The following is a 19140-nucleotide window of genomic DNA, read 5'->3' on the forward strand; positions in this document are numbered from 1 at the left end:
AACGGGCAGGCCCAGACGTTGAGAAGCCGTCCCACCTCCTTGCCAGAGAGGCGCGGACAGGTGAGGCGCTGGGCCTGACGGATGGGGGTCAGCCGCTCCACGGCCTTGGCTTCCAGGAGGTCGGCGTGTGTTCCCGAAACCGAGGTTTACCGAGGCGGCTGAGCCCAGGCCCGCCCAAGGCTGGGGGCGCAGGGCACCCGCAGGCGTGCCTGCGGAAGGCCCGGAGCCCCCAGCCGAGCGATGCGCAGCATCGCGGCCCGCGCCAGCGGGCCAGGGCCTGGGTGGTATGGGTCGGCGGGCTGAACCGCGAAGCCGACTCCGCGTGACTCGGCCCCTCGGCGCACTCGGTGTACGGGTTCTTTACCTACCCTTGCCGTCACGAAGGATCGGAACACGATCCTTCCGGTGATTCGATCCACCCACACCAGGTCGACCTGGGGACAAGGCGTTGCCGGTTCTTCCTGCGGCCTACACGAGCTCCCGCAGCCGCCAGGTTCCCTCCCGCGCCTCCCAGCGCAGCACGAAGGTCCGCCGCGAGGATTCGCCGGGCAGGAGCTCCCCGCTGCCGCGGCCGGTGAGCAGCACGTCCACGGTCTGGACCGCCTCCCGGCCCTCCACCTGGATGCGGCTGCCCAGGACCGTCACGCCGATCCGGCTGCCCCGCAGCCGCGCCGCCAGGAAGAGGCGGGCCGAGGCCCGGTCCAGGCCCTCGGGGCCGGAGAAGGCGGGGGAGAGCGCCTCGGCGGCCCCCGCGGCGTCGCCGCGCTCCACGGCGGCCACGGCCCGGTCGAAGGCGCGCCGGACCTGGGCTTCCGGCGTCTCCCGGCCGCAGGCCGCCAGGACCAGGAGGACGGCGGCGGCCGCGGCCCTCACGGCCGGCCCTCGCGGAAGGCCTGGAACAGGGCCGGGTAGCTGCGGGCCTCCACCATGTCCTCGGACAGGCCCAGGGCGGCCATCTCGGCCCGGATCGCGGCGGCCTCCCCCTCCAGCTCCAGGAAGGTCCCGAAGGGCGTCTCGTCCAGGCAGGCCTCCAGGTCCGCGCGGCGCCAGACGGCGCGGCGCTTGGTCATGTCCATCCAGGGCGCGTAGCCCAGCGCGGCGAGGATGCCCGCCAGGGCCCGGGGGTCGGCGACCCCGGTCTCGATCTCGGGACGGATCTTCAGCAGCGGATCCTCCACCCGCGCGCCCTTCCAGGTGAGGACGGACCGGCCCCCGTGGGTGCGCAGGCGCAGGGCGCAGCCCGCCTCGCGGAGCGCGCCGTCCCGGTCCCAGAGGACGCTGGCCTCCTCCGCGGCGGGAACGGCCTCGCGGAAGCCGCGGTCCGCGAGGGCCTGGGCGGCGGCGGCCAGGTCCGGGATCCGGAACTTCATTTCGGTCTCCACATGCCCTTCATGTTTCATGGCGGCCCATCCAGGAATGATTGCATCATGTTCCAGGAGGGTTCTTCCACCCGTGATCCCCAAGCGATACCTGTTCGCCAGCATGTTCATCGCCGCCATGCTGATGCTGTTGGCGATCGTCCAGGCGCCCCGCTCCACGCGGGAAGGGGGCGCTGTGGTGGAATCCGCGGCGGTCGAACAGTCCCTCCAGACCTTCGAGACCCTCGCCGAGTACCGCCTCCTGGACGGCTGGGCGCCCCGCTTCCAGGGGGCCGTGGATCCGGACCAGGAGCAGCCCTGGCCCTACGGCGGCGGGTTCGGCTCGCCCTGGGAACCCGCCTCGGCCTACCTCACCGACCAGGGCCTGGCCCTGAACGGGCCCGGCGGCCGCAGCGAGATCATCCTCTGGAAGGGCCTGGAGTGGCGCCACTACCGCTTCGACGCCCCCATCGCCAGCGCCCGGCTGGACCCGCTCCGGGGGAGCCGCCTCCTGGTGACCCTCTCGGCGGGCCCGGGGCGCTTCGAGACGCGGCTCATGGAAGTGCCCGAGGGCCGGGTGCTGTGGGCCACGGACAGCGGTCCCTGGAGCCGCTTCAGCTGGGACGGCAAGGCGGTCCTGATCGGCCTGAAGCCCCCCCAGGGCGAGGCGGGCCTGCTCCTGGCGACCCTGCCGCTGGAGCCCGAGCTCCCCCCGGCCACCCTGGCCCCCTGGGACGAGAAGGGCTTGCCGCCGGCGCCGCGCGGCTGGCCAGTCCGCCAGGATCACCTCTGGGACGACGGCAAGGACCTGCCCGGGGCCCGGGTGATGGTGCCTTGGCAGGCCGGTGGACGGCTTTGGTTCCCCCAGCAGGACCGCCTGTGGGTGTCGGCCGGCGGCCAGTGGACCCTCTGGGTCCTGGAATCCGGCGTCTGGAAGCGCAGCGCCGCCGGTGCCGGCACGCTGCAGGCCCTGCCTCCCCGGCGCATGGGCCTCCTGGGCCCCGAGCGGAAGGGCGAACCCGCGCCGCGCAGCGTCACCCCCGCGGATCGCGCGGAATGGGAGAAGGTCGACCCCTCTCTGGCAGCCTGGCCGGCCAATGACCCCGCGTGGCTCTGGTTCGGCGACGGCGCCGCCGCCACCGCCTGGGACCAGCGCTGGGGCGGGGAGACCCCGGACCTGCCCCGGGAGCGCCAGCGGGAGGCCCTGCTGAAGGCCTTCCGGCCCGAGTGGCGCACGGCCCTGGGGCTCCGCGCCTCGGTGAAGGGCTGGATCCCCGAAGGGCCCGAAATCGCCCTGCGCGAGGCCTGGGAGGTGGGCTGGGTGTGGGTCGGGGACCGGGCCATCCTGGTGCGCCTGCAGCCCACGGCCAGGCTCAGGACGGTGCGGTCCGCCTTGAAACGTTAGCTATCATGTACCCAGGTCTCTGCTAGTGTTAGCCCAGCCCTTCTCCCGCCATCAGGCCTCCCGAGGTTTCTCATGCCCCGACTCCTCCTCGTGGACGACAACCAGCGAATCCACCAGATCGTCGAGACGCTCCTGGCCGCCACGGACCTCCAGCTGACCTGCGCCTCCTCGGGCGCCGAGGCGCTGGACCTGGCCGCCGCGGGCGGCTTCGACGCGGCCCTGGTGGACGCCATCCTGCTGGACATGGACGGGTGGGACCTCATGGAGCGCCTCCGCGCGGCCCCCGCCACGGCCCGGATGCCCATCGCCATGATGGCCGGCGTGCTCGACACGGTCGACCTGGGGAAGGTGGACGCGGCGCCCATCCAGGGCTTCCTGCGGAAGCCGGTGGACTTCCACGACATCGCGGACCGGGTGCGCGCCCTCATGGCGGTGCCGGTCCCCGCCCCCGCCTCCCCCGACCTGACCGCGACGGTCCCCGGCCTGCGGCTGGCGGACCACCGCCTGGCCGTCGAGGACGACCTGCTCCTGCTGGAGCCCGGCGACGTGCTGGAGGAGCCCGCCGCCGCGGAGGCGCCCGCCGACGGCCTGGAACTGGAGGAGCTCGACCTGGAGAGCCTCAAGGGCCTGAACCTGGAGGGTCCGGCCGTCGAGGACGCCGGGGCCCCCCTGCCCCTGGCGGAGCCCCCCGCCGCGGCCGCCGAGGGCTTCCTCGACTTCACCGCGGAGGACACCCTGCCCGAGGCGGCGCAGGAGGTCCTGCCCGACCTGGGCCCGTCCCTGGACCTGCCCCTCGAGGCCCTGCCCGGGGAGGAGGAGCCCGCCCTCCACGTGGACGTCGCCCCGCACCTGAGCGCGCCGACCCCCGTCTCCGCCATCCCGGCGGACTGGTCCGACGAGAGCGACACCCTGCTGGACCTGGGCCGCGACGAGGTCTGGAAGGCCCCGGCGCCCCCCGAACCCGAGCCCGCGGCCGATCCCATCGCCGGGCATTCCGACTTCGATTCTGACAGCTTCCTCGACCAGGACGCGGCCCCGGAGGCCACCCCGGCCTTCCTGCCCGACCTGCCCGGGGAGGTGACGCCCCCCACCCTCCCCCCGGAGGCCGAGGCCGCCCCCGAACCGCCCGCCTTCGAGCCCGAGCCCACCCCGGCCCTGGGCGCCATCGCGTCCGTCCTGGCCGCGGCCGGCGCCGTGGCCGTCGCCGCGCCCGCCGAGGCCCCGGCCGAAACCCCGGCCGAGGTCCCCGCCCCGGCGACCCTCGAGCTGCCCCCGGCGCCCGCCCCCGCCGGCCACGACCCCCTGGCGGCCCTCCTCGCCGACCCCGTCCTCATGGACCGCCTGGCCAAGGCCGTCGCGGCCCGCCTCGGCAACGACGCCCTGCGCGAGGTGGCCTGGGAGGTCATGCCCGAGCTCGCCGAGCGCATCGGCCGCCCCTGAGCCCCCCATGATCACCGGCTACAACACCGACGTCCGGCACGGCAACCGCGTCTTCCACGTCCAGACGGAGGACAAGGGCCTCGCCAATCCCAAGATCGAGACCCTCATCTACGTGGGCGGCGAGATCCTCGACAGCTACCGGGGCACGTACGAGGACCTGATGGCCGAGCACCCCGTCCCCGAGGGGGCCATCCAGGCCCGCATGGACGACCAGCACAAGGCCGTCATCCGGGACATCAAGAACGGCAAGTACGACGTCACGCCCGCCGATCCCAGCCTCGCCGAGCAGAGCGTCTTCAACGACCGCCCCCTGGACCAGGCCATCCTGGAGTACCTCCAGCAGGAGGGCGACACGGACACCCTGGAACTGGTGCTGGACGAGCCCATGGTCCCCAAGTTCGGCGAGCCCTTCCAGGTCCGGATCCGGGCCCGGCTCTGCGTGAGCCAGGCGCCGGTGGCCGGGGCCGAGGTCACGGTGCGCCTCATGTCCAGCCTCAAGAAGGCGGGCAGCCTCGCCGCGGGCAGGACGGACGCCGAGGGCGCCTTCAGCGTCCAGGTGGACCTGCCCCCGAGCCAGCCCGGCCACCTGGCCCTCCAGGTCTCCTGCGCCTCCGAATTCGGCAACGACGAGGTCCGCGCCCTCATCACCGCCTGAAGGCCGGGCCCGCCCGGGGAAACCGGAACCGGCCCCTGGATGCGGAGGCATCCAGGGGCCGGCAGCGCTGAAGGGCGGGACGCCGCCCGCGGACGCCTAGGCGTTCTCGAGCACCGCCACGAGGAGCTTCCAGAAGTTCCCCACGGAGGGGATGCTCACGTGCTCGTCGGGGGTGTGGACGTCCCACATGTCGGGGCCGAAGGAGACCATCTGCATGCCGGGGTACTTCTCGCCGATGAGGCCGCACTCCAGGCCGGCGTGGATGGCCTTGATGGCCATGGGCTTCCCGAAGACCTTCTCGTGGACGCCGGTCACCAGCTTCACGAGGTCGGCGCTGGGCTCGGGCTTCCAGCCGGGGTAGCCGTCGCCGTGCTTGACGGTGAAGCCGCACAGCTCGAGGGAGGCCGCCACGCGGTGGGCCATGTCCATCTTGGAGCCGTGGATGGAGCTGCGCTGGCTGGTGGAGATCTCCACCTGGTCGCCGTTGGTGGCGATGATGGCCAGGTTCGTGGAGGTCTGCACGAGGCCCGGGATGTCGGGGCTGTTGGCCTCGACGCCGTGGGGGCAGGTGAAGAGGAAGCTCGCCACCGCGCGGGCGCCGGCGTCCTCCCAGACCTGGGCGGGGGCGTCCGCCTTGGGCTCGAGCACGAAGGCGAGGCCCGGATCGAAGGCGCCCAGGGCGGACCGGTGATCCGCCTCGAGGGCCTTCAGGGCGGCCTGGAAAGCCTCGACCTGCGCGGGGGCGATCCAGAGCACCGCGGAGGCCTCGCGGGGGATGGCGTTGCGCTTGTTGCCGCCGGCCAGGGCCGCGACCTCCAGGCCGAAACGGGGCCCGAGGGTCCAGAGCACGCTGCCCAGGATGCGCAGGGAGTTGCCGCGGCCCGCGTTGATCTCCATGCCGGAGTGGCCGCCCTTGAGGCCCATGACCTTCAGGCGGTAGGGGGCGTGGCCCGCGGTGGCGGGACGGAGCGCCATCTTCCGGGTGGCCGTGGTGTCGATGCCGCCGGCGCAGCCGATGGTGAGGTCGCCCTCCTCCTCGCTGTCCAGGTTGAGGAGGTACTTTGCCTTGAGCTGGCCGGAGGCGAGGTTGGCGGCGCCGGTGAGGCCCGTCTCCTCGTCGATGGTCACCAGCACTTCCAGGGGCCCGTGCTGGATGTCCTTGGAGGCCAGGACGGCCAGAGCGGCGGCCACGCCGACGCCGTTGTCCGCGCCCAGGGTCGTCCCGGTCGCGTACAGGCGGTCGCCCACGCGCCGGAGGGCGATGGGATCCTTCAGGAAGTCGTGGGGCGTGCCCTCGTTCTTCTCGCAGACCATGTCCACGTGGGCCTGGAGGGCCGTCACGGGGGCGCCTTCCCGGCCGGGGGCGGCGGGCTTGCGGATGATCACGTTGCCCACGGCGTCCTGGTGGACCTCGCAGCCGAGGGCCCGGCCCATGTCAGCGACCCAGCGAGCGGCGGCGGCCTCGTTCTTGGAGCCGCGGGGGATGCGGGAGAGCTCGATGAAGTAGTGCCAGAGCCCATGGGGCTCGAGGACGCCGAGGTCCTCGCGGGTGGCGGTGGCGGTGGTCATGGTGTTCCTCCGTGGATGGAAACCTGGGGGTCCGGGCGGGGGCCGAGCCGGCTGCCCGGAAGTTCGTTCCGGAATGCATCCAAAGAGTAGCGTGCCCGCCCCGTGACCGAATCCATTTCGTCTGGTTTTCGCCTGCCCGGGAGCTCACGGCCGGACGGGCCGCACCCCACTTCCGATACACTGGAGGGCGGACACGAACCAGGAGCCGCAAGATGTCCCAGTCGAACGCCCCCTGCCTGCTGGACGCCAAGCAGATGGAGACCCATCTCCAGCGGCTCTGCCGGGAGATCACGGCCGCCTTCGGCGACGACCCCTCCATCGCCCTCCTGGGCATCCGGACCCGGGGCCTCCACCTCGCCGAGCGCCTCAAGGCCATGTTGGAGGAGGTCCTCCAGCGCGACGTGCCCCTGGGGGTGCTGGACATCACCCTCTACCGGGACGACCTGTCCGAGCTGGCGGGAAGCCCCATCGTGCGCCCCACCGAGATCCCCTTCAGCCTCCGGGAGCGGTCCGTGATCCTGGTGGACGACGTGCTCTTCACGGGACGCACCATCCGCGCGGCCCTGGACGCCCTGCTGGACCACGGCCGCCCCAAGCGGGTCTGGCTGGCGGTCCTGGTGGACCGCGGGGGCCGGGAAGTGCCCATCCAGGGCGACTTCGTGGGCCTGAAGCTGGACGTGGCCCTCACCCACCGGGTGGCGGTCCGGATGAAGGAAGCCGACGGGGAGGACAGCGTCCTCCTGGAGACCCGGAGCTGACCATGCCCCAGAACCGCTACGTCTTCCCCCACCGCCACCTCCTGGGGATCGAGCCCCTCTCCCCGGAGGACATCACCCACATCCTGGACCAGGCCCGGGCCTTCGAGGAGGTCTGCGAGCGCCCCGAGATCAAGATCGTCCCGGCCCTCCGCAAGCGGCTGATCGTGAACCTGTTCTTCGAGAACAGCACGCGCACCCGCAACAGCTTCGAGATCGCGGAGAAGCGACTGTCGGCCGAGATCATCAACTTCGACGCCGACACCAGCTCCCTGAGCAAGGGCGAGACCCTCATCGACACGGCCCTCAACCTGGAGGCCATGCACCCCGACCTCATCGTCATGCGCCACAGCGCCCCGGGCGCCCACGCCCTCCTGGCCCGGCACATGAAGGCCAGCATCGTGAACGCCGGGGACGGGGCCCACGAGCATCCCACCCAGGCCCTGCTCGACGCCTACACCCTGCGCAAGCGCTTCGGGAAGCTGGAGGGCCTGCGGATCGCCATCGTCGGCGACATCCGCAACAGCCGCGTGGTGCGGTCCAACCTCTGGCTCCTCACCAAGATGGGCGCCCACGTCACCCTGGTGGGCCCCCCGACCCTCGTGCCCCGGGAGCTGAAGGCGACCTGGCCCGACATCGAGATCACCCACGACCTCGACGCCGCCCTGCCCAGCCAGGACGCCGTCATGATGCTGCGCTGCCAGTTCGAGCGCGGCACCGGCGCCTTCATCCCCGGACAGGGGGAGTACGTGCGCTTCTTCCAGCTGAACGCCCGCCGCATGGGGCTGGCCCGTCCCGACGTGGCCGTCCTGCACCCTGGGCCCATCAACCGGGGGGTGGAGATCACCTCCGAGGTGGCGGACGGGCCCAACAACCTCATCCTCGACCAGGTCACCAACGGCGTCCCCGTGCGAATGGCCGTTCTCTATCTCCTCTGCAACCCCCACGGGGAGCAGGTTCCCTGAAGCAACCGCGGGGGGACCGGCCGCACGTGCGGCCCCGGCGCGCCCCCCCCACACCCCCTGCCCAGCCACCCTACGACTGGCGGGCAGACGAGAAGGACACATTTATGATCACGGGTCCCGTCACGCTCCTCATCCTCGACGGGTTCGGGGATGGTCCCCGCAACGCCTTCGACGCCACCTTCGTCTCCGGCATGGCCCACCTGTCGGACCTGCGCCGCCGCTACGCCGCCACCCAGCTCAACGCCGGCGGCGAGGCCGTGGGCCTCCCCGAAGGCCAGTTCGGCAATTCCGAAGTGGGTCACATGAACCTGGGCGCCGGCCGCGTGGTGTGGCAGGAGCTCACCCGCATCGACGCCGCCATCCGCAAGGGCACCTTCCGCGACAACGCGGCCATGGGCGGCCTCCTCCGGGACCTCAAGGCCTCCGGCGGGCGCCTCCACCTGATGGGCCTGGTCTCCGACGGCGGCGTGCACAGCCACCAGAACCACCTCGTGGCCCTGGCCCAGTGGGCCCAGGCGGAGGGCGTCCCCACCACCATCCACGCGTTCCTGGACGGGCGCGACACGGCCCAGAAGAGCGCCGACGGCTACCTCCAGTGGCTGGCCTTCCAGCTCCGGGCCTGCCCCCTGGTCACCATCGGCAGCCTCATCGGGCGCTACGTGGTCATGGACCGCGACAAGCGCTGGGAGCGCGTCGTCCGGGCCTGGAAGCTGCTCGTGGACGGGGAGGGCGAGTTCGAGGCCGCCGACGCCCAGGCCGGCATCAAGGCCGCCTACGACCGGGGCGAGACGGACGAGTTCGTGAGCCCCACGAAGCTCGACGGCTTCCACCCCATCGCCGACGGCGACGGCTGCATCTTCTTCAATTTCCGCGCGGACCGGGCCCGCCAGTTCAGCCACGCCCTCGTGGACCCCGCCTTCGACGCCTTCCCCCAGGCCCGGCGCCCGAAGGTGAAGCTCGTCACCTTCACCGCGTACGAGGCCGACCTCGAGCCCCACGTCTCCGTGGCGTACCCGCCCCAGAACCTCACCCGCATCCTGGGCGAGCTGGTCAGCGAGAAGGGCTGGAAGCAGCTCCGCACCGCCGAGACCGAGAAGTACGCCCACGTGACCTACTTCTTCAACGGGGGGCGCGAGGAGCCCTTCCCCGGCGAGGAGCGGATCCTCGTGCCCAGCCCCAAGGTGCCCACCTACGAGCTCCAGCCCGAGATGAGCGCCCACGAGGTGGTCCGGGGCCTCCTCAAGGCCATCCGGGGCGGGGAGTTCCGGCTCCTGGTGTGCAACCTGGCCAACCCCGACATGGTCGGCCACACCGGCGACCTGAATGCCGCCGCCGCGGCCTGCGCCGTGGTGGACGACGCCATCCGCCAGATCGCGGCCGCCACCCTCGAGCAGGGCGGCGCCCTGCTGGTGACCGCCGACCACGGCAACTGCGAGTGCATGCGGGACGAGAAGGGGAACCCCCACACGGCCCACACCACCAACCCGGTGCCCGCCGTCCTCGTGGCCCGGGGCTTCGAGGCCCGGCAGCTGCGCGCGGGCGGCGCCCTCGCCGACGTGGCCCCCACCCTCCTCAAGCTCCTGGGCGTGGACCAGCCGGCCGAGATGGACGGAACCAGCCTCTTCTGACGGCCGAACGGCTTCCCTCCTGAAAAAAACCATGGCCCCGGCGGCGCGGCGACCCCATCGTGGGGCGTCCCGCTCCCGAGGCCGACGATGCGCCCCCTCCGCCCCCTGCTCCAGGCCCTCACGCTGGGCCTCGCCCCGGCGTCAGCCCAGGCGGCCGACCCACCCCCCATCCCCGTCCCCCAGCCCCTCCTCGGGCCCTTCCGCGGCTACTCGGCCCTGACCACGTTCACCGTGGCCGTGAACGTCCTGGAGCAGTGGCTGGGGCCCGAGATCCCCGACCTCGCCGTGCACTCGGCCTACCTGTCGTACCTGGGCCGCCGGCCCCGCTTTGACGCCCGGGGAGAACCGGTGCTGGACGAGCGGGGGGACCAGGAGGCCGACCTCGTCCCCATGTCCGGGCGGGTCTTCTACCCCCCCACCTGGCGCCTGCCCCTGCGCCGGGACCTTCCCCTCGTCGTCTACCCCCACTTCACCGGGCTGGGCAAGAAGGCCGTGCCTTCGGCCTACGGGGGCCATGAATGGGTCTTCGCGGCCGCGGCGGCCCTCTACTACGGGTTCGCGGTGGCCATGCCCGACCTGCCCGGCATGGGGGCCGACGGGGTCCACTACCATCCCTTCTGCCACGCCACCTCCCTGGCCTGGTCCACCCTGGACGCCATCCCGGCGGCCCTGGACCTGTTCCGCACGGACCCCTGGCTCGTGGCCGGGGGCTACGGGTGGGACGGCCGCACCTTCCTCCTGGGCTACTCGGAGGGGGCCTACACGTCCCTGGCCGCCGCCCGGGAGCTGGCCACCCGCCCCGAGGCCTACGCGGGCCAGCGCTGGACCCTGACGGGGGCCGCGTGCATGTCGGGTCCCTTCGACCTCTCCGACCAGGCCCGCCGGGACCTGATCCGGCCCGACGCCCGCTTCACCTACTGCTTCTTCCTCCCCTACCTGCTCACCGCCTGGGCCCACGTGTACGGCCCCCGGGTGGACCTGCGGGAGGCCTTCGCCCCCGTGCTCCTGGAAGAGCGGGAGGACGGGGGCATCCTCCGCTGGATGGACGGGACCCTGGACGGCTTCGAGGCCGGGGACTACATCGCCCGGCGCCTGGGCAAGCCCCAGGACCAGGTCCGCGTCCGGGACCTCCTCAACCCCGCCTGGATGGCCCGGGAACTGGAGGACCCGGCCTTCGCCACCAGCGGCATGCGCCGCCTCCTGGAGGAGAACGACCTGCACCAGGGCTGGCGGCCCACCTGTCCCATCCTCTTCTGCCACAGCCCCGCGGACGCGGACCTGTCGTACCAGCAGTCCCTGCGCACCGCCGAACGGCTCGGCGCGGAGCTGGCCCTGGCCGGGAGCAACCCGGCGGACTTCCTCCGCGTCCAGCCCATCGGCGACCGCGGCGCGGGCTGGTCCCACCTGGGCGCCATCGCCGTGGCCCTGCCCGCGGGCTTCGAATGGATCCACCGCGGCATGCCCATGGACCCGGGCGTCAGCCCCGGGGCCCCCCGGTGAAGCGGTCCCGCCCTTCCGGGGGCAGGACCGGGCAGCTTTCGTCCCGGCCGAACCAGCGGTGGCGGTTCCGGGCGACCGCATCGTAGACCGCGTCCCGCCAGGGCCGGGGCAGGGCCCGCAGGAGGCCGGCCCACCGCCAGGGGGCGGGGAGGCGTTTCAGCACCTCCAGGACCGCGTCGCTCCGCCGGAAGGTCCCGGCCGCGGTCTCCACCACCACCGTGTCCCCGGGCGCCTCCAGGGGCGCGAAGCGCAGCCTCCCGGCCCGGTCCCGGGCCAGGAGGAAGCGCACCCACCCCCGGCACAGGACGCACCCGCCGTCGAAACGGATCAGGGCGCCCCCGGGGTCCATGGGTCCGGCCTCAGACGTGGGCCAGGGCCTGGTCCAGGTCGGCGATCAGGTCCTCCACGTCCTCGATGCCCACGGCGTAGCGCACGAGGCCATCGGTGACGCCGCCGGCCAGGCGGGCTTCCCGGCCCATGCTGGCGTGGGTCATGGAGGCGGGGTGGCAGATGAGCGTCTCGACGCCGCCCAGGCTCACCGCCAGGGCGGCCAGCTTGACGTTGTCCATGAGCCGGGCGCCCGCCTCGACGCCGCCCTTCACCTCGAAGCTGATCATGGCGCCCGGACCGGCCATCTGGCGCTTCACCAGCTCGTACTGGGGGTGGCTGGGCAGGCCCAGGTAGCTCACCCACTCGACCTTCGGGTGGCGCTCCAGCCACTGGGCGATGGCCATGGCGTTGGCCTGGGCCCGCTCCATGCGGATGGAGAGGGTCTTGAGGCCGCGGGCGACGAGGGAGGCCTGGTGGGGGTCCATGCAGGGGCCCATCATGACGACCATGGCGCGGATCTGCTTGTGGACGGCCTCGGTCTTCGCCACGATGACCCCGCCCACCACGTCGGCGTGGCCGTTGATGAACTTGGTGATGGAGTGGAGCACCACGTCGGCGCCCAGGTCCAGGGGCCGCTGGAGGAAGGGGCTCGCGAAGGTGTTGTCCACCACGAGGAGGGCCCCGGCCGCGTGGGCGATCCGGGCCGCGGCCGCGATGTCGGTGACGATCATGGACGGATTGGAGGGGGATTCGACGTAGACCACCTTGGTGTTGGGCCGGATGGCGGCCTTCAGGGCCTCCAGGTCCGAGGTGTCCAGGTAGGTGCTCTCCACGCCGAAGCGGCTGAAGTGCTTGTCCATGAGCACCCGGCTGGGCCCGTAGACGCCGGCGGTGCTGACCATGTGGTCGCCCTGGTTGAGGAGGGCCATGTAGACGCTGGAGACGGCGCCCATGCCCGACGAGGTGGCGGTGCAGCCCGCCCCGTTCTCCAGCTGGGCGACGGCCTCCTCCAGGGCCCCGACGGTGGGGTTCCCGATGCGGCTGTAGATGAACCCGGCCTCCTTGCCCGCGAAGCGGTTCGCGCCCTGCTCGGCGTTCCGGAAGGCGAAGGTGGAGGTCTGGTAGACCGGCGTGGTCACGCTGCCCAGGGCATCCTCCGGGATGCCCGCGTGCACGAGCTTGGTGTTGAAACCCATCTTCCTGGTATCCACGGCACTTGCTCCTTTCCCACCATTGTCCACCCTCCGGGGGCCCGGGCCAAACGGGGCCTTTCCAGGGTTGACCGGCCCCCCCCGGGGGGGTCATGCTGCCAAGTGAGGATTTGACCGGAAAGGAGGTATCGATGCCAGGCATGAAACCCATCGATGAACCCCCTTTGTGCCCTTCCTGAGGGTCCCCGGAAGCCAGGGGTCCCGGAAACCACACCCGGGTGCCCGCCGCGCGCCATGAAGGCCGGCCGGCCCGGGACCGCCCAGGGTCTCCCCGTCTCGGATCCGCCATGCTCAACCGATTGATCGATACCGTCTGGGGCCAGGCCAACACCCTGTTCTATCCCTTCCGCCGCCGGCGCTGGGTGGACCTGGTGGTGATCCTGGCGGGCCTCGCCCTGCTCTTCGGCCTCGTCCAGCTGGGCCAGCAGTGGACGGGCGCCAAGCGCCCCGTCGTGGAGATCAACCTCTCCCCCTGGTCCCTGCCCCTCTACACCTTCTTCTCCATGATGCGGGGCCTGGCCGCCTACGTGATCTCCCTGGGCTTCACCCTGGTCTACGCCTACTGGGCCGCCAAGGACAGCCGCGCCGAGAAGCTCCTGGTCCCCCTCCTGGACATCCTCCAGAGCATCCCGGTGCTGGGCTTCATGCCCGGCCTCATCCTGGCCCTGGTGGCGGTGTTCCCCCACAGCAACCTGGGCCTGGAGCTGGCCGCGGTGCTCATGATCTTCACCGGGCAGGCCTGGAACATGACCTTCAGCCTCTACCACTCCCTCAAGTCCGTGCCCCAGGACCTCCAGGAGGCCGGGACGGTCTACCGGTTCACCTGGTGGCAGCGGCTCAAGTGGGTGGAGCTGCCCTACGGGACCACGGGCCTGGTGTGGAACAGCATGATGAGCATGGCCGGGGGCTGGTTCTTCCTCATGATCACCGAGGCCTTCCGCATGGGCGACCAGGACTTCCGCCTGCCCGGCCTCGGCTCCTACATGAGCGTGGCCGTGGACAAGGGCAACGGCCCCGCCATGCTGGCCGCCGTCATCGCCATGGTCGCCATGATCGTGTTCCTGGACCAGATCCTGTGGCGCCCCGTGGTGGTGTGGGCCCAGCGGTTCCGGGTGGAGGAGACGGCCCAGGTCGAGGCCCCCCGGAGCTGGCTCCTGCGTGTCCTGCGGCGCTCGCGCCTCGTGCGCATCCTGGAGGCCCGGGCCTCCCACCGCCGCCACCACCGCAAGGCCGCCTCCCCCGTCCTCAGGCCCAGGACCATCCACCGGGCGTCCCAGATCCAGCGGTGGATCGCCAACGGGGCCCTCGCCGCCCTCCTCCTCGTCGTGGTGTGGGGCGCGGTGAGCCTGGTCCACTACCTCTCCGCCATCCGCGCCGGCCAGTGGCTGGTCCTCCTCCGCGCCGGGGGCCTGACCCTCTCGCGGGTGCTGGCCTCCACGGCCCTGGGCACCCTGTGGGCGGTGCCCGCGGGGCTGGCCATCGGCCTCAGCCCGCGGTTGAGCCGCATCCTCCAGCCCGTGGTCCAGGTGGCGGCGTCCTTCCCGGCGCCCATGCTGTTCCCCGTGGTGATCGCCTTCCTCGCCCACCTCCACGTGGGCATGGGGTACGGCTGCATCCTCCTGATGCTGCTGGGCACCCAGTGGTACATCCTCTTCAACGTCATCGCCGGCGCCATGGCCATCCCGGGCGACCTCAAGGAGGCCGCGGTCTGCTTCCGGCTCTCGCCCTGGCAGCGCTTCAAGGCCCTCTACCTCCCCGCGACCTTCCCCTACCTGGTCACGGGCTGGGTCACCGCCGCCGGGGGCGCCTGGAACGCCAGCATCGTCGCCGAGTACTACGACTTCCACGGCCAGACCCTCAAGACCTTCGGGCTCGGGGCCACGGTGAGCCAGGCGTTCTACGAGCGCAACCTCACCCTCCTCGCCGCCGGCGTGCTCCTCATGAGCGCCATCGTCGTCCTGTTCAACCGCATCGTGTGGAAGCCCTGCTACAAGCTGGCCCACACGCGCTATTCCCTGACGAAGTGAGGTCAGCGCCATGGCCCAGGTCCAGCCCATCCTCGAACTCCGCGGCGTCCAGAAGTCCTTCGACCGAGGCACCGGCGTGCCCCTGCGCGTCCTGGAGGACATCAACCTCGACATCCGCCCCAACGAGGTGATCTGCCTCATCGGCCCCTCGGGCTGCGGCAAGTCCACCATCATGCGCATCTTCGCCGGCCTCATCGAGCCCACCACGGGCCAGGTCCGGTACCGGGGCCGCCGCCAGGCCGGCCTCAACCCCAACGTCTCCATCGTCTTCCAGGGCTTCGCCCTCTACCCCTGGATGACCGTCGAGGCCAACGTGGAGAACGTCCTCGTCGCCAAGGGCCTCCCGCCCGCGGAGGTCAAGGAGCGCACGAACCGGGCCATCCGCATGGTCGGCCTCGAGGGCTTCGAGGAGGCCTACCCCCGCGAGCTCTCCGGCGGCATGAAGCAGCGCGTGGGCATGGCCCGCGCCCTGTCGGTGGATCCGGAGATCCTCTTCATGGACGAGCCCTTCAGCCAGGTGGACGCCCTCACCGCCGAGGGCCTCCGGGCCGAGATCCTGGACATCTGGGACGACCGGGAGCGCAACCCCTCCTCCATCCTCATGGTGAGCCACGACATCAAGGAAGTGGCCTACATGGCGGACCGGGTCGTCGTGCTCTCCGCCAACCCGGGCCGCATCCGCACCATCGTCGACAACCCCCTGTCCCGCCCCCGCGACACCCGCAGCCCCGAGTTCCTGCGGCTGGTGGACCAGCTCCACGACATCATCACCAGCGCCGAGCTCCCCGACATCCAGGTCAGCACCGTGGAGCCCTCCATGGAGTCCGACATCGTCGAGCCGCTCCCCGGCGCGCAGAACGCCGACATGCTCGGCCTCCTGGAGCTCCTGGAGACCCTGGGCGGCTCCTGCGACCTCTTCCAGGTGGTCTCCCACACCCACGTGCCCTTCGAGAAGGTGCTCACCACGGTGAAGGGCCTGGAGATGCTGGAGCTGGTGGACACCCCCAAGCGCAGCGTCGAGCTGACCGCCCTGGGCCGCCGCTTCGTGCAGGGCGGCATGGACGAGCGCAAGCTGATCTGGCGCGACCAGCTCATGGAGCTCAAGCTCTTCCGGGTCGTCCAGGAGATGCTGGAGCTGCGCGAGGGCGTCCTCGCCCGCGAGGAGCTGATCCAGGAGATCGCCAGCCGCCTCCCCATGGAGGACCCGGAGGTGACCTTCGAGACCATCGTGGCCTGGGGCCGGTTCGGCGAGCTCTTCGCCTACCGCAAGGAGCGCGGCGTCCTCACCTTCGAGTAGCCCCGCGGTTCAGCCCAGGAGCTCGCCGACCTGCTCCGCGAGGCCGGCGGCCTCCACGGGCTTGTACAGGATCCCCGCCACGCCCATCTGGGTCAGCCGGGTGGCCACCTCCTCGTCGTGGTGGGCCGTGATGACGAGGATGCGCATGCCCGCCAGGGCCGCCTCCTCCCGGCAGACCCGCGCCAGGCTCATGCCCGGGCAGTTGGGCATGAGGAAGTCCATCACCAGGAGGTCCGGACCGACCTCCTTGAGCATCCGGACGACCTCGAAGATGCTCGCCGGGTCGATCTCCTCCACCTCGTGCCCGAGCCGGCGCAGGACGGTGGCCGTGAAGGTCCGGGCCAGGCGGCTGTCGTCCACGATCGCGATCTTGGCCATGTCGTCCCCGGATGGGGCCCGGGCGCGGCGCCGGGCCATGGATCGGCACCACTGTAGCGCACCCGGCCCGCGCCAGGACGTATAATCGCCCGGAAAGGCGGGAATCCATGGCCAGACTCTTCGAGCCCCTCCAGCTCCGGGAGGTCGTCCTCCCCAACCGCATCGCCGTCTCCCCCATGTGCCAGTACTCGGCCGTGGCGGGCCTCCCCAACGACTGGCACCTGGTCCACCTGGGCGGCCTGGCCCAGGGGGGGGCGGGGCTCGTGATCACCGAGGCGGCCGCCGTGGCCCCGGAAGGGCGCATCAGCGGGGCGGACCTGGGCCTCTGGAACGGCGCCCAGGCCGAGGCCCTGGCCCGCATCAACGCCTTCGTGGCGTCCCAGGGCGCCGTGCCCGGCGTCCAGCTGGCCCACGCGGGCCGGAAGGCCGGCTCCGGGGCGCCCTGGCTGGGCGGCGGGGTCCCGCCCGCCTCCTGGACGGGCGTGGCTCCCAGCCCGCTCCCCTTCGACACGGACTGGCCCGTGCCCCGGGCCCTGGACGCGGAGGGCCTCCGCGGCGTCGCCGCGGCCTTCCGGGACGCCGCGGGCCGGGCCCTGGACGCGGGCTTCCGGGTCGTGGAAGTGCACGCCGCCCACGGCTACCTGCTGCACCAGTTCCTGTCGCCCCTCACCAACCGGCGCGAGGACGCCTACGGTGGGAGCCTGGAGGGGCGGAGCCGCCTCCTGCGGGAGGTGGTGGCCGCCGTCCGGACCGTGTGGCCCGAGCGGCTGCCCCTCTTCGTGCGGCTCTCCTGCACGGATTGGGTGGAGGGCGGCTGGGACCCGGAGGCCAGCGTGGAGCTGGCCCGCTGGCTGAAACCCCTGGGCGTGGACCTGGTGGACTGCTCCTCGGGGGGCCTCGTCCCCCGCGCGGCGATCCCCGCGGGCCCCGGCTACCAGGTTCCCTTCGCCGCCCGCATCCGGCGCGAGGCCGGCCTGCCCACGGGCGCCGTCGGCCTCATCACCGGCGCCGCCCAGGCCGAGGCCATCCTGGAGGCCGGCGAGGCCGACCTCGTCCTCCTGGGCCGGGAGCTCCTCCGCAACCCCCGCTGGCCCCTGGCCGCGGCCCGGGAGCTGGGGGCAGTCGTGCCCTGGCCCGCCCAGTACGCCCGCGGCAGCCGCGAACCGGTCCCCCTCCGCGGCTAGGCGGGCAACTGCCCGGAGGCCTCGGCCCGGCGCCGGGTGTCGGCGTCGACCAGGGCGCGGATCTCCGCGAAGAGGGGGTCCGCGGCCGTGTAGCGCCGGCCGTAGTCCAGGTTGAAGGCGTAGTCGAAGTCCTCGGGGTTGTCCCCCTGGTTGTGCTGGATGATCGTCTCCAGCTTGTCCAGGGCCTTCACGGCCTTGGCCTCGGGGGTCAGGCCGGCCTCGTACTCCTCCCACAGGGCCAGGAGCTCGGTCCGCACCCCCTCGGGCAGGGTCGCGGTCAGGACCTCCAGGTCCGCCCGCTCCTGGTCGGACTTGCCGGCCGCCAGATGCAGCGCCACCGCGGGGACATCCCCGTGGATGGCCTCGCCCAGGTCGTGCACGACGCAGAGCTTGAGGACGCGCTCCAGGTTCACGGGCTCCAGCCGGTCGGCGAAGACGAGGGCCATGAGGCAGAGCCGCCAGGTGTGTTCCGCCGTGCTCTCCCGCCGTCCCTGGGAGGTGTGCGCCGAGCGCAGGACGTTCTTGAGGCGCTCGGCCTCCTGGATGAAGGCGAGGCGTCCGTTCAAATCACTCATGGTCGTTCCACGGCGGGGAGGTCCCGGGCTCCAGTCTATCAGCAGGGCCCCCCGGCGAGGCCCCACACCCGGCCGAGCGCCGGCGCCGCCCCGGCCTCCGGCCGCGCCAGCACATCGATGCGCCAGGGCGCCTCCAGGCGCTCGCTGATCCAGGGGAAGGGCTCCTCCGGCCGGCCCAAAGGCCGGTGGACGGCCACCCGGGCCAGCCCCGCCCCCGCGTACAGGGCCTGGTACTGGGCCTCCGGGCAGAACACATCGGGAACGGGCCGGGCGTCGGGCACGTCCTTCATGACGGTGTAGACCAGGTCCCCCGGCCGCGCCGCGCGGTTCCCGGGGAAGCCCGCGGTGGAGAAGGAGGCCCACTCCAGGCGGTAGAGGGCCTCCGAGCTGACCAGGTTGAGGAGGCGGCCCCCCGGCGCCAGGAGCCCCGCCAGCTGGCGGAACAGGGCGGGCTTGGCCTCCGGGCGGACATTGTCGAAGGTGAAGGCGCAGAGGATCCGCGCGTAGCGCCCGGGGGCGAGCAGGGACAGGTCCCCGTCCGGGACCCGGAGGTACGTGCCCTCCCCGTCCCGGAGCCGGGCCTGGGCCAGCATGGCTTCCGAGCAGTCGGCGCCCTCGGCCTGGAAGCCCAGGGCGCGCAGGAAGCGGGTGGAGCGCCCCGCCCCGCACCCGAAGTCCAGGGCCCGGCCCCGGCCGGGCCCCAGAAGGGCGGGCAGGTCCCGGAAGGCCAGGTGGTAGGTGCCCGGGAACTGCAGCTGGGCGTACGCTTCGGCGCGGACGGCGTCCGCGTAGGTGTTGGCGAAGGACATGGCGGCTCCCGGCGCGGCGAGGCCGCGCCCATGGACAGGTGGCGAGACGGGGGG

At 72.4% G+C, this 19140-nt stretch carries 18 protein-coding genes; 10 read left to right on the forward strand and 8 right to left on the reverse strand.

What is annotated here, in order from left to right; genetic code table 11:
- Window positions 1–468: 468 nt before the first annotated feature.
- Both R2J75_RS16820 and R2J75_RS16825 read right to left on the reverse strand, forming a co-directional pair.
- A complete protein-coding gene (locus R2J75_RS16820; protein WP_243345761.1) occupies window positions 469–873 on the reverse strand; it encodes a DUF4440 domain-containing protein in 405 nt (134 codons plus the stop codon).
- Entirely contained in the window at window positions 870–1370 is a 501-nt protein-coding gene (locus tag R2J75_RS16825) for a class IV adenylate cyclase (protein ID WP_243345762.1), read from the reverse strand. The genes R2J75_RS16820 and R2J75_RS16825 overlap by 4 nt, the downstream gene beginning before the upstream one ends.
- Before the next feature lie 82 nt (window positions 1371–1452).
- Between R2J75_RS16825 and R2J75_RS16830 the strand changes: the two genes are divergently transcribed.
- From R2J75_RS16830 to R2J75_RS16840, 3 genes are all read left to right on the forward strand, one after another.
- A complete protein-coding gene (locus R2J75_RS16830; RefSeq protein ID WP_243335114.1) occupies window positions 1453–2763 on the forward strand; it encodes a hypothetical protein in 1311 nt (436 codons plus the stop codon).
- 72 nt (window positions 2764–2835) lie between these two features.
- A complete protein-coding gene (locus R2J75_RS16835) occupies window positions 2836–4203 on the forward strand; it encodes a response regulator (RefSeq protein ID WP_316410663.1) in 1368 nt (455 codons plus the stop codon).
- A gap of 7 nt (window positions 4204–4210) precedes the next feature.
- The gene (locus tag R2J75_RS16840; RefSeq protein WP_243329195.1) at window positions 4211–4858 is read left to right on the forward strand and encodes a peptidase associated/transthyretin-like domain-containing protein; all 648 of its coding nucleotides are present in this window, start codon (window positions 4211–4213) and stop codon (window positions 4856–4858) included.
- 96 nt (window positions 4859–4954) lie between these two features.
- On the opposite strand, the gene R2J75_RS16845 is transcribed toward R2J75_RS16840, so the two are convergent.
- Window positions 4955–6427, reverse strand: a complete 1473-nt coding sequence (locus tag R2J75_RS16845; protein WP_243329194.1) for an aminoacyl-histidine dipeptidase — start codon at window positions 6425–6427, stop codon at window positions 4955–4957.
- 212 nt (window positions 6428–6639) lie between these two features.
- On the opposite strand from R2J75_RS16845, the gene pyrR reads away from it, so the two are divergent.
- The 4 genes from pyrR (at window position 6640) to R2J75_RS16865 (ending at window position 11275) form a co-directional block, all read left to right on the forward strand.
- Window positions 6640–7185 (forward strand): bifunctional pyr operon transcriptional regulator/uracil phosphoribosyltransferase PyrR, encoded by a 546-nt coding sequence (pyrR, locus tag R2J75_RS16850; protein WP_243329193.1) that lies wholly within the window; start codon window positions 6640–6642, stop codon window positions 7183–7185.
- A gap of 2 nt (window positions 7186–7187) precedes the next feature.
- Window positions 7188–8147 carry an aspartate carbamoyltransferase catalytic subunit gene (locus tag R2J75_RS16855; protein WP_243329192.1) on the forward strand — a complete coding sequence of 320 codons (960 nt, stop codon included), beginning with the start codon at window positions 7188–7190 and terminating at the stop codon, window positions 8145–8147.
- Window positions 8148–8251: 104 nt separating this feature from the next.
- Window positions 8252–9775, forward strand: a complete 1524-nt coding sequence (gene gpmI / locus R2J75_RS16860; RefSeq protein ID WP_243329191.1) for a 2,3-bisphosphoglycerate-independent phosphoglycerate mutase — start codon at window positions 8252–8254, stop codon at window positions 9773–9775.
- Window positions 9776–9862: 87 nt separating this feature from the next.
- Window positions 9863–11275 carry an alpha/beta hydrolase gene (locus R2J75_RS16865; protein WP_243329190.1) on the forward strand — a complete coding sequence of 471 codons (1413 nt, stop codon included), beginning with the start codon at window positions 9863–9865 and terminating at the stop codon, window positions 11273–11275.
- On the opposite strand, the gene R2J75_RS16870 is transcribed toward R2J75_RS16865, so the two are convergent.
- Together R2J75_RS16870 and R2J75_RS16875 are read right to left on the reverse strand one after the other, a co-directional pair.
- Window positions 11253–11624: a thiol-disulfide oxidoreductase DCC family protein gene (locus R2J75_RS16870; protein ID WP_316410664.1), complete on the reverse strand. Its 372-nt coding sequence runs from the start codon at window positions 11622–11624 to the stop codon at window positions 11253–11255. The two genes, R2J75_RS16865 and R2J75_RS16870, sit on opposite strands and share 23 nt — an antisense overlap.
- A 10-nt stretch (window positions 11625–11634) precedes the next feature.
- Complete coding sequence (locus R2J75_RS16875; protein ID WP_243329188.1) at window positions 11635–12816, reverse strand: trans-sulfuration enzyme family protein; 1182 nt, start codon at window positions 12814–12816, stop codon at window positions 11635–11637.
- Window positions 12817–13103: 287 nt separating this feature from the next.
- Here R2J75_RS16875 and R2J75_RS16880 point away from each other — a divergent pair, with 287 nt between their 5' ends.
- Both R2J75_RS16880 and R2J75_RS16885 read left to right on the forward strand, forming a co-directional pair.
- Window positions 13104–14843, forward strand: coding sequence for an ABC transporter permease (locus R2J75_RS16880; protein WP_243329187.1), 1740 nt, complete (start codon window positions 13104–13106; stop codon window positions 14841–14843).
- A 10-nt stretch (window positions 14844–14853) separates the two neighbouring features.
- On the forward strand, window positions 14854–16140 hold the full coding sequence (locus R2J75_RS16885; protein ID WP_316410665.1) for an ABC transporter ATP-binding protein: 1287 nt from the start codon (window positions 14854–14856) through the stop codon (window positions 16138–16140).
- Between the two features lie 9 nt (window positions 16141–16149).
- Here the strand turns inward: R2J75_RS16885 and R2J75_RS16890 are convergent, their stop codons facing one another.
- Window positions 16150–16518, reverse strand: a complete 369-nt coding sequence (locus R2J75_RS16890; protein WP_243329185.1) for a response regulator — start codon at window positions 16516–16518, stop codon at window positions 16150–16152.
- A gap of 107 nt (window positions 16519–16625) precedes the next feature.
- On the opposite strand from R2J75_RS16890, the gene R2J75_RS16895 reads away from it, so the two are divergent.
- Window positions 16626–17702 (forward strand): NADH:flavin oxidoreductase/NADH oxidase, encoded by a 1077-nt coding sequence (locus tag R2J75_RS16895; RefSeq protein WP_316410666.1) that lies wholly within the window; start codon window positions 16626–16628, stop codon window positions 17700–17702.
- Here R2J75_RS16895 and R2J75_RS16900 read toward each other — a convergent pair.
- Both R2J75_RS16900 and R2J75_RS16905 read right to left on the reverse strand, forming a co-directional pair.
- Window positions 17699–18277: an HD domain-containing protein gene (locus tag R2J75_RS16900; protein WP_243329183.1), complete on the reverse strand. Its 579-nt coding sequence runs from the start codon at window positions 18275–18277 to the stop codon at window positions 17699–17701. The two genes, R2J75_RS16895 and R2J75_RS16900, sit on opposite strands and share 4 nt — an antisense overlap.
- 38 nt (window positions 18278–18315) lie before the next feature.
- Window positions 18316–19086, reverse strand: a complete 771-nt coding sequence (locus R2J75_RS16905) for a class I SAM-dependent DNA methyltransferase (RefSeq protein WP_243329182.1) — start codon at window positions 19084–19086, stop codon at window positions 18316–18318.
- Between the last annotated feature and the right edge of the window lie 54 nt (window positions 19087–19140).

The organism is Mesoterricola sediminis (assembly GCF_030295425.1).
Taxonomy (GTDB): Bacteria; Acidobacteriota; Holophagae; order Holophagales; family Holophagaceae; genus Mesoterricola; species Mesoterricola sediminis.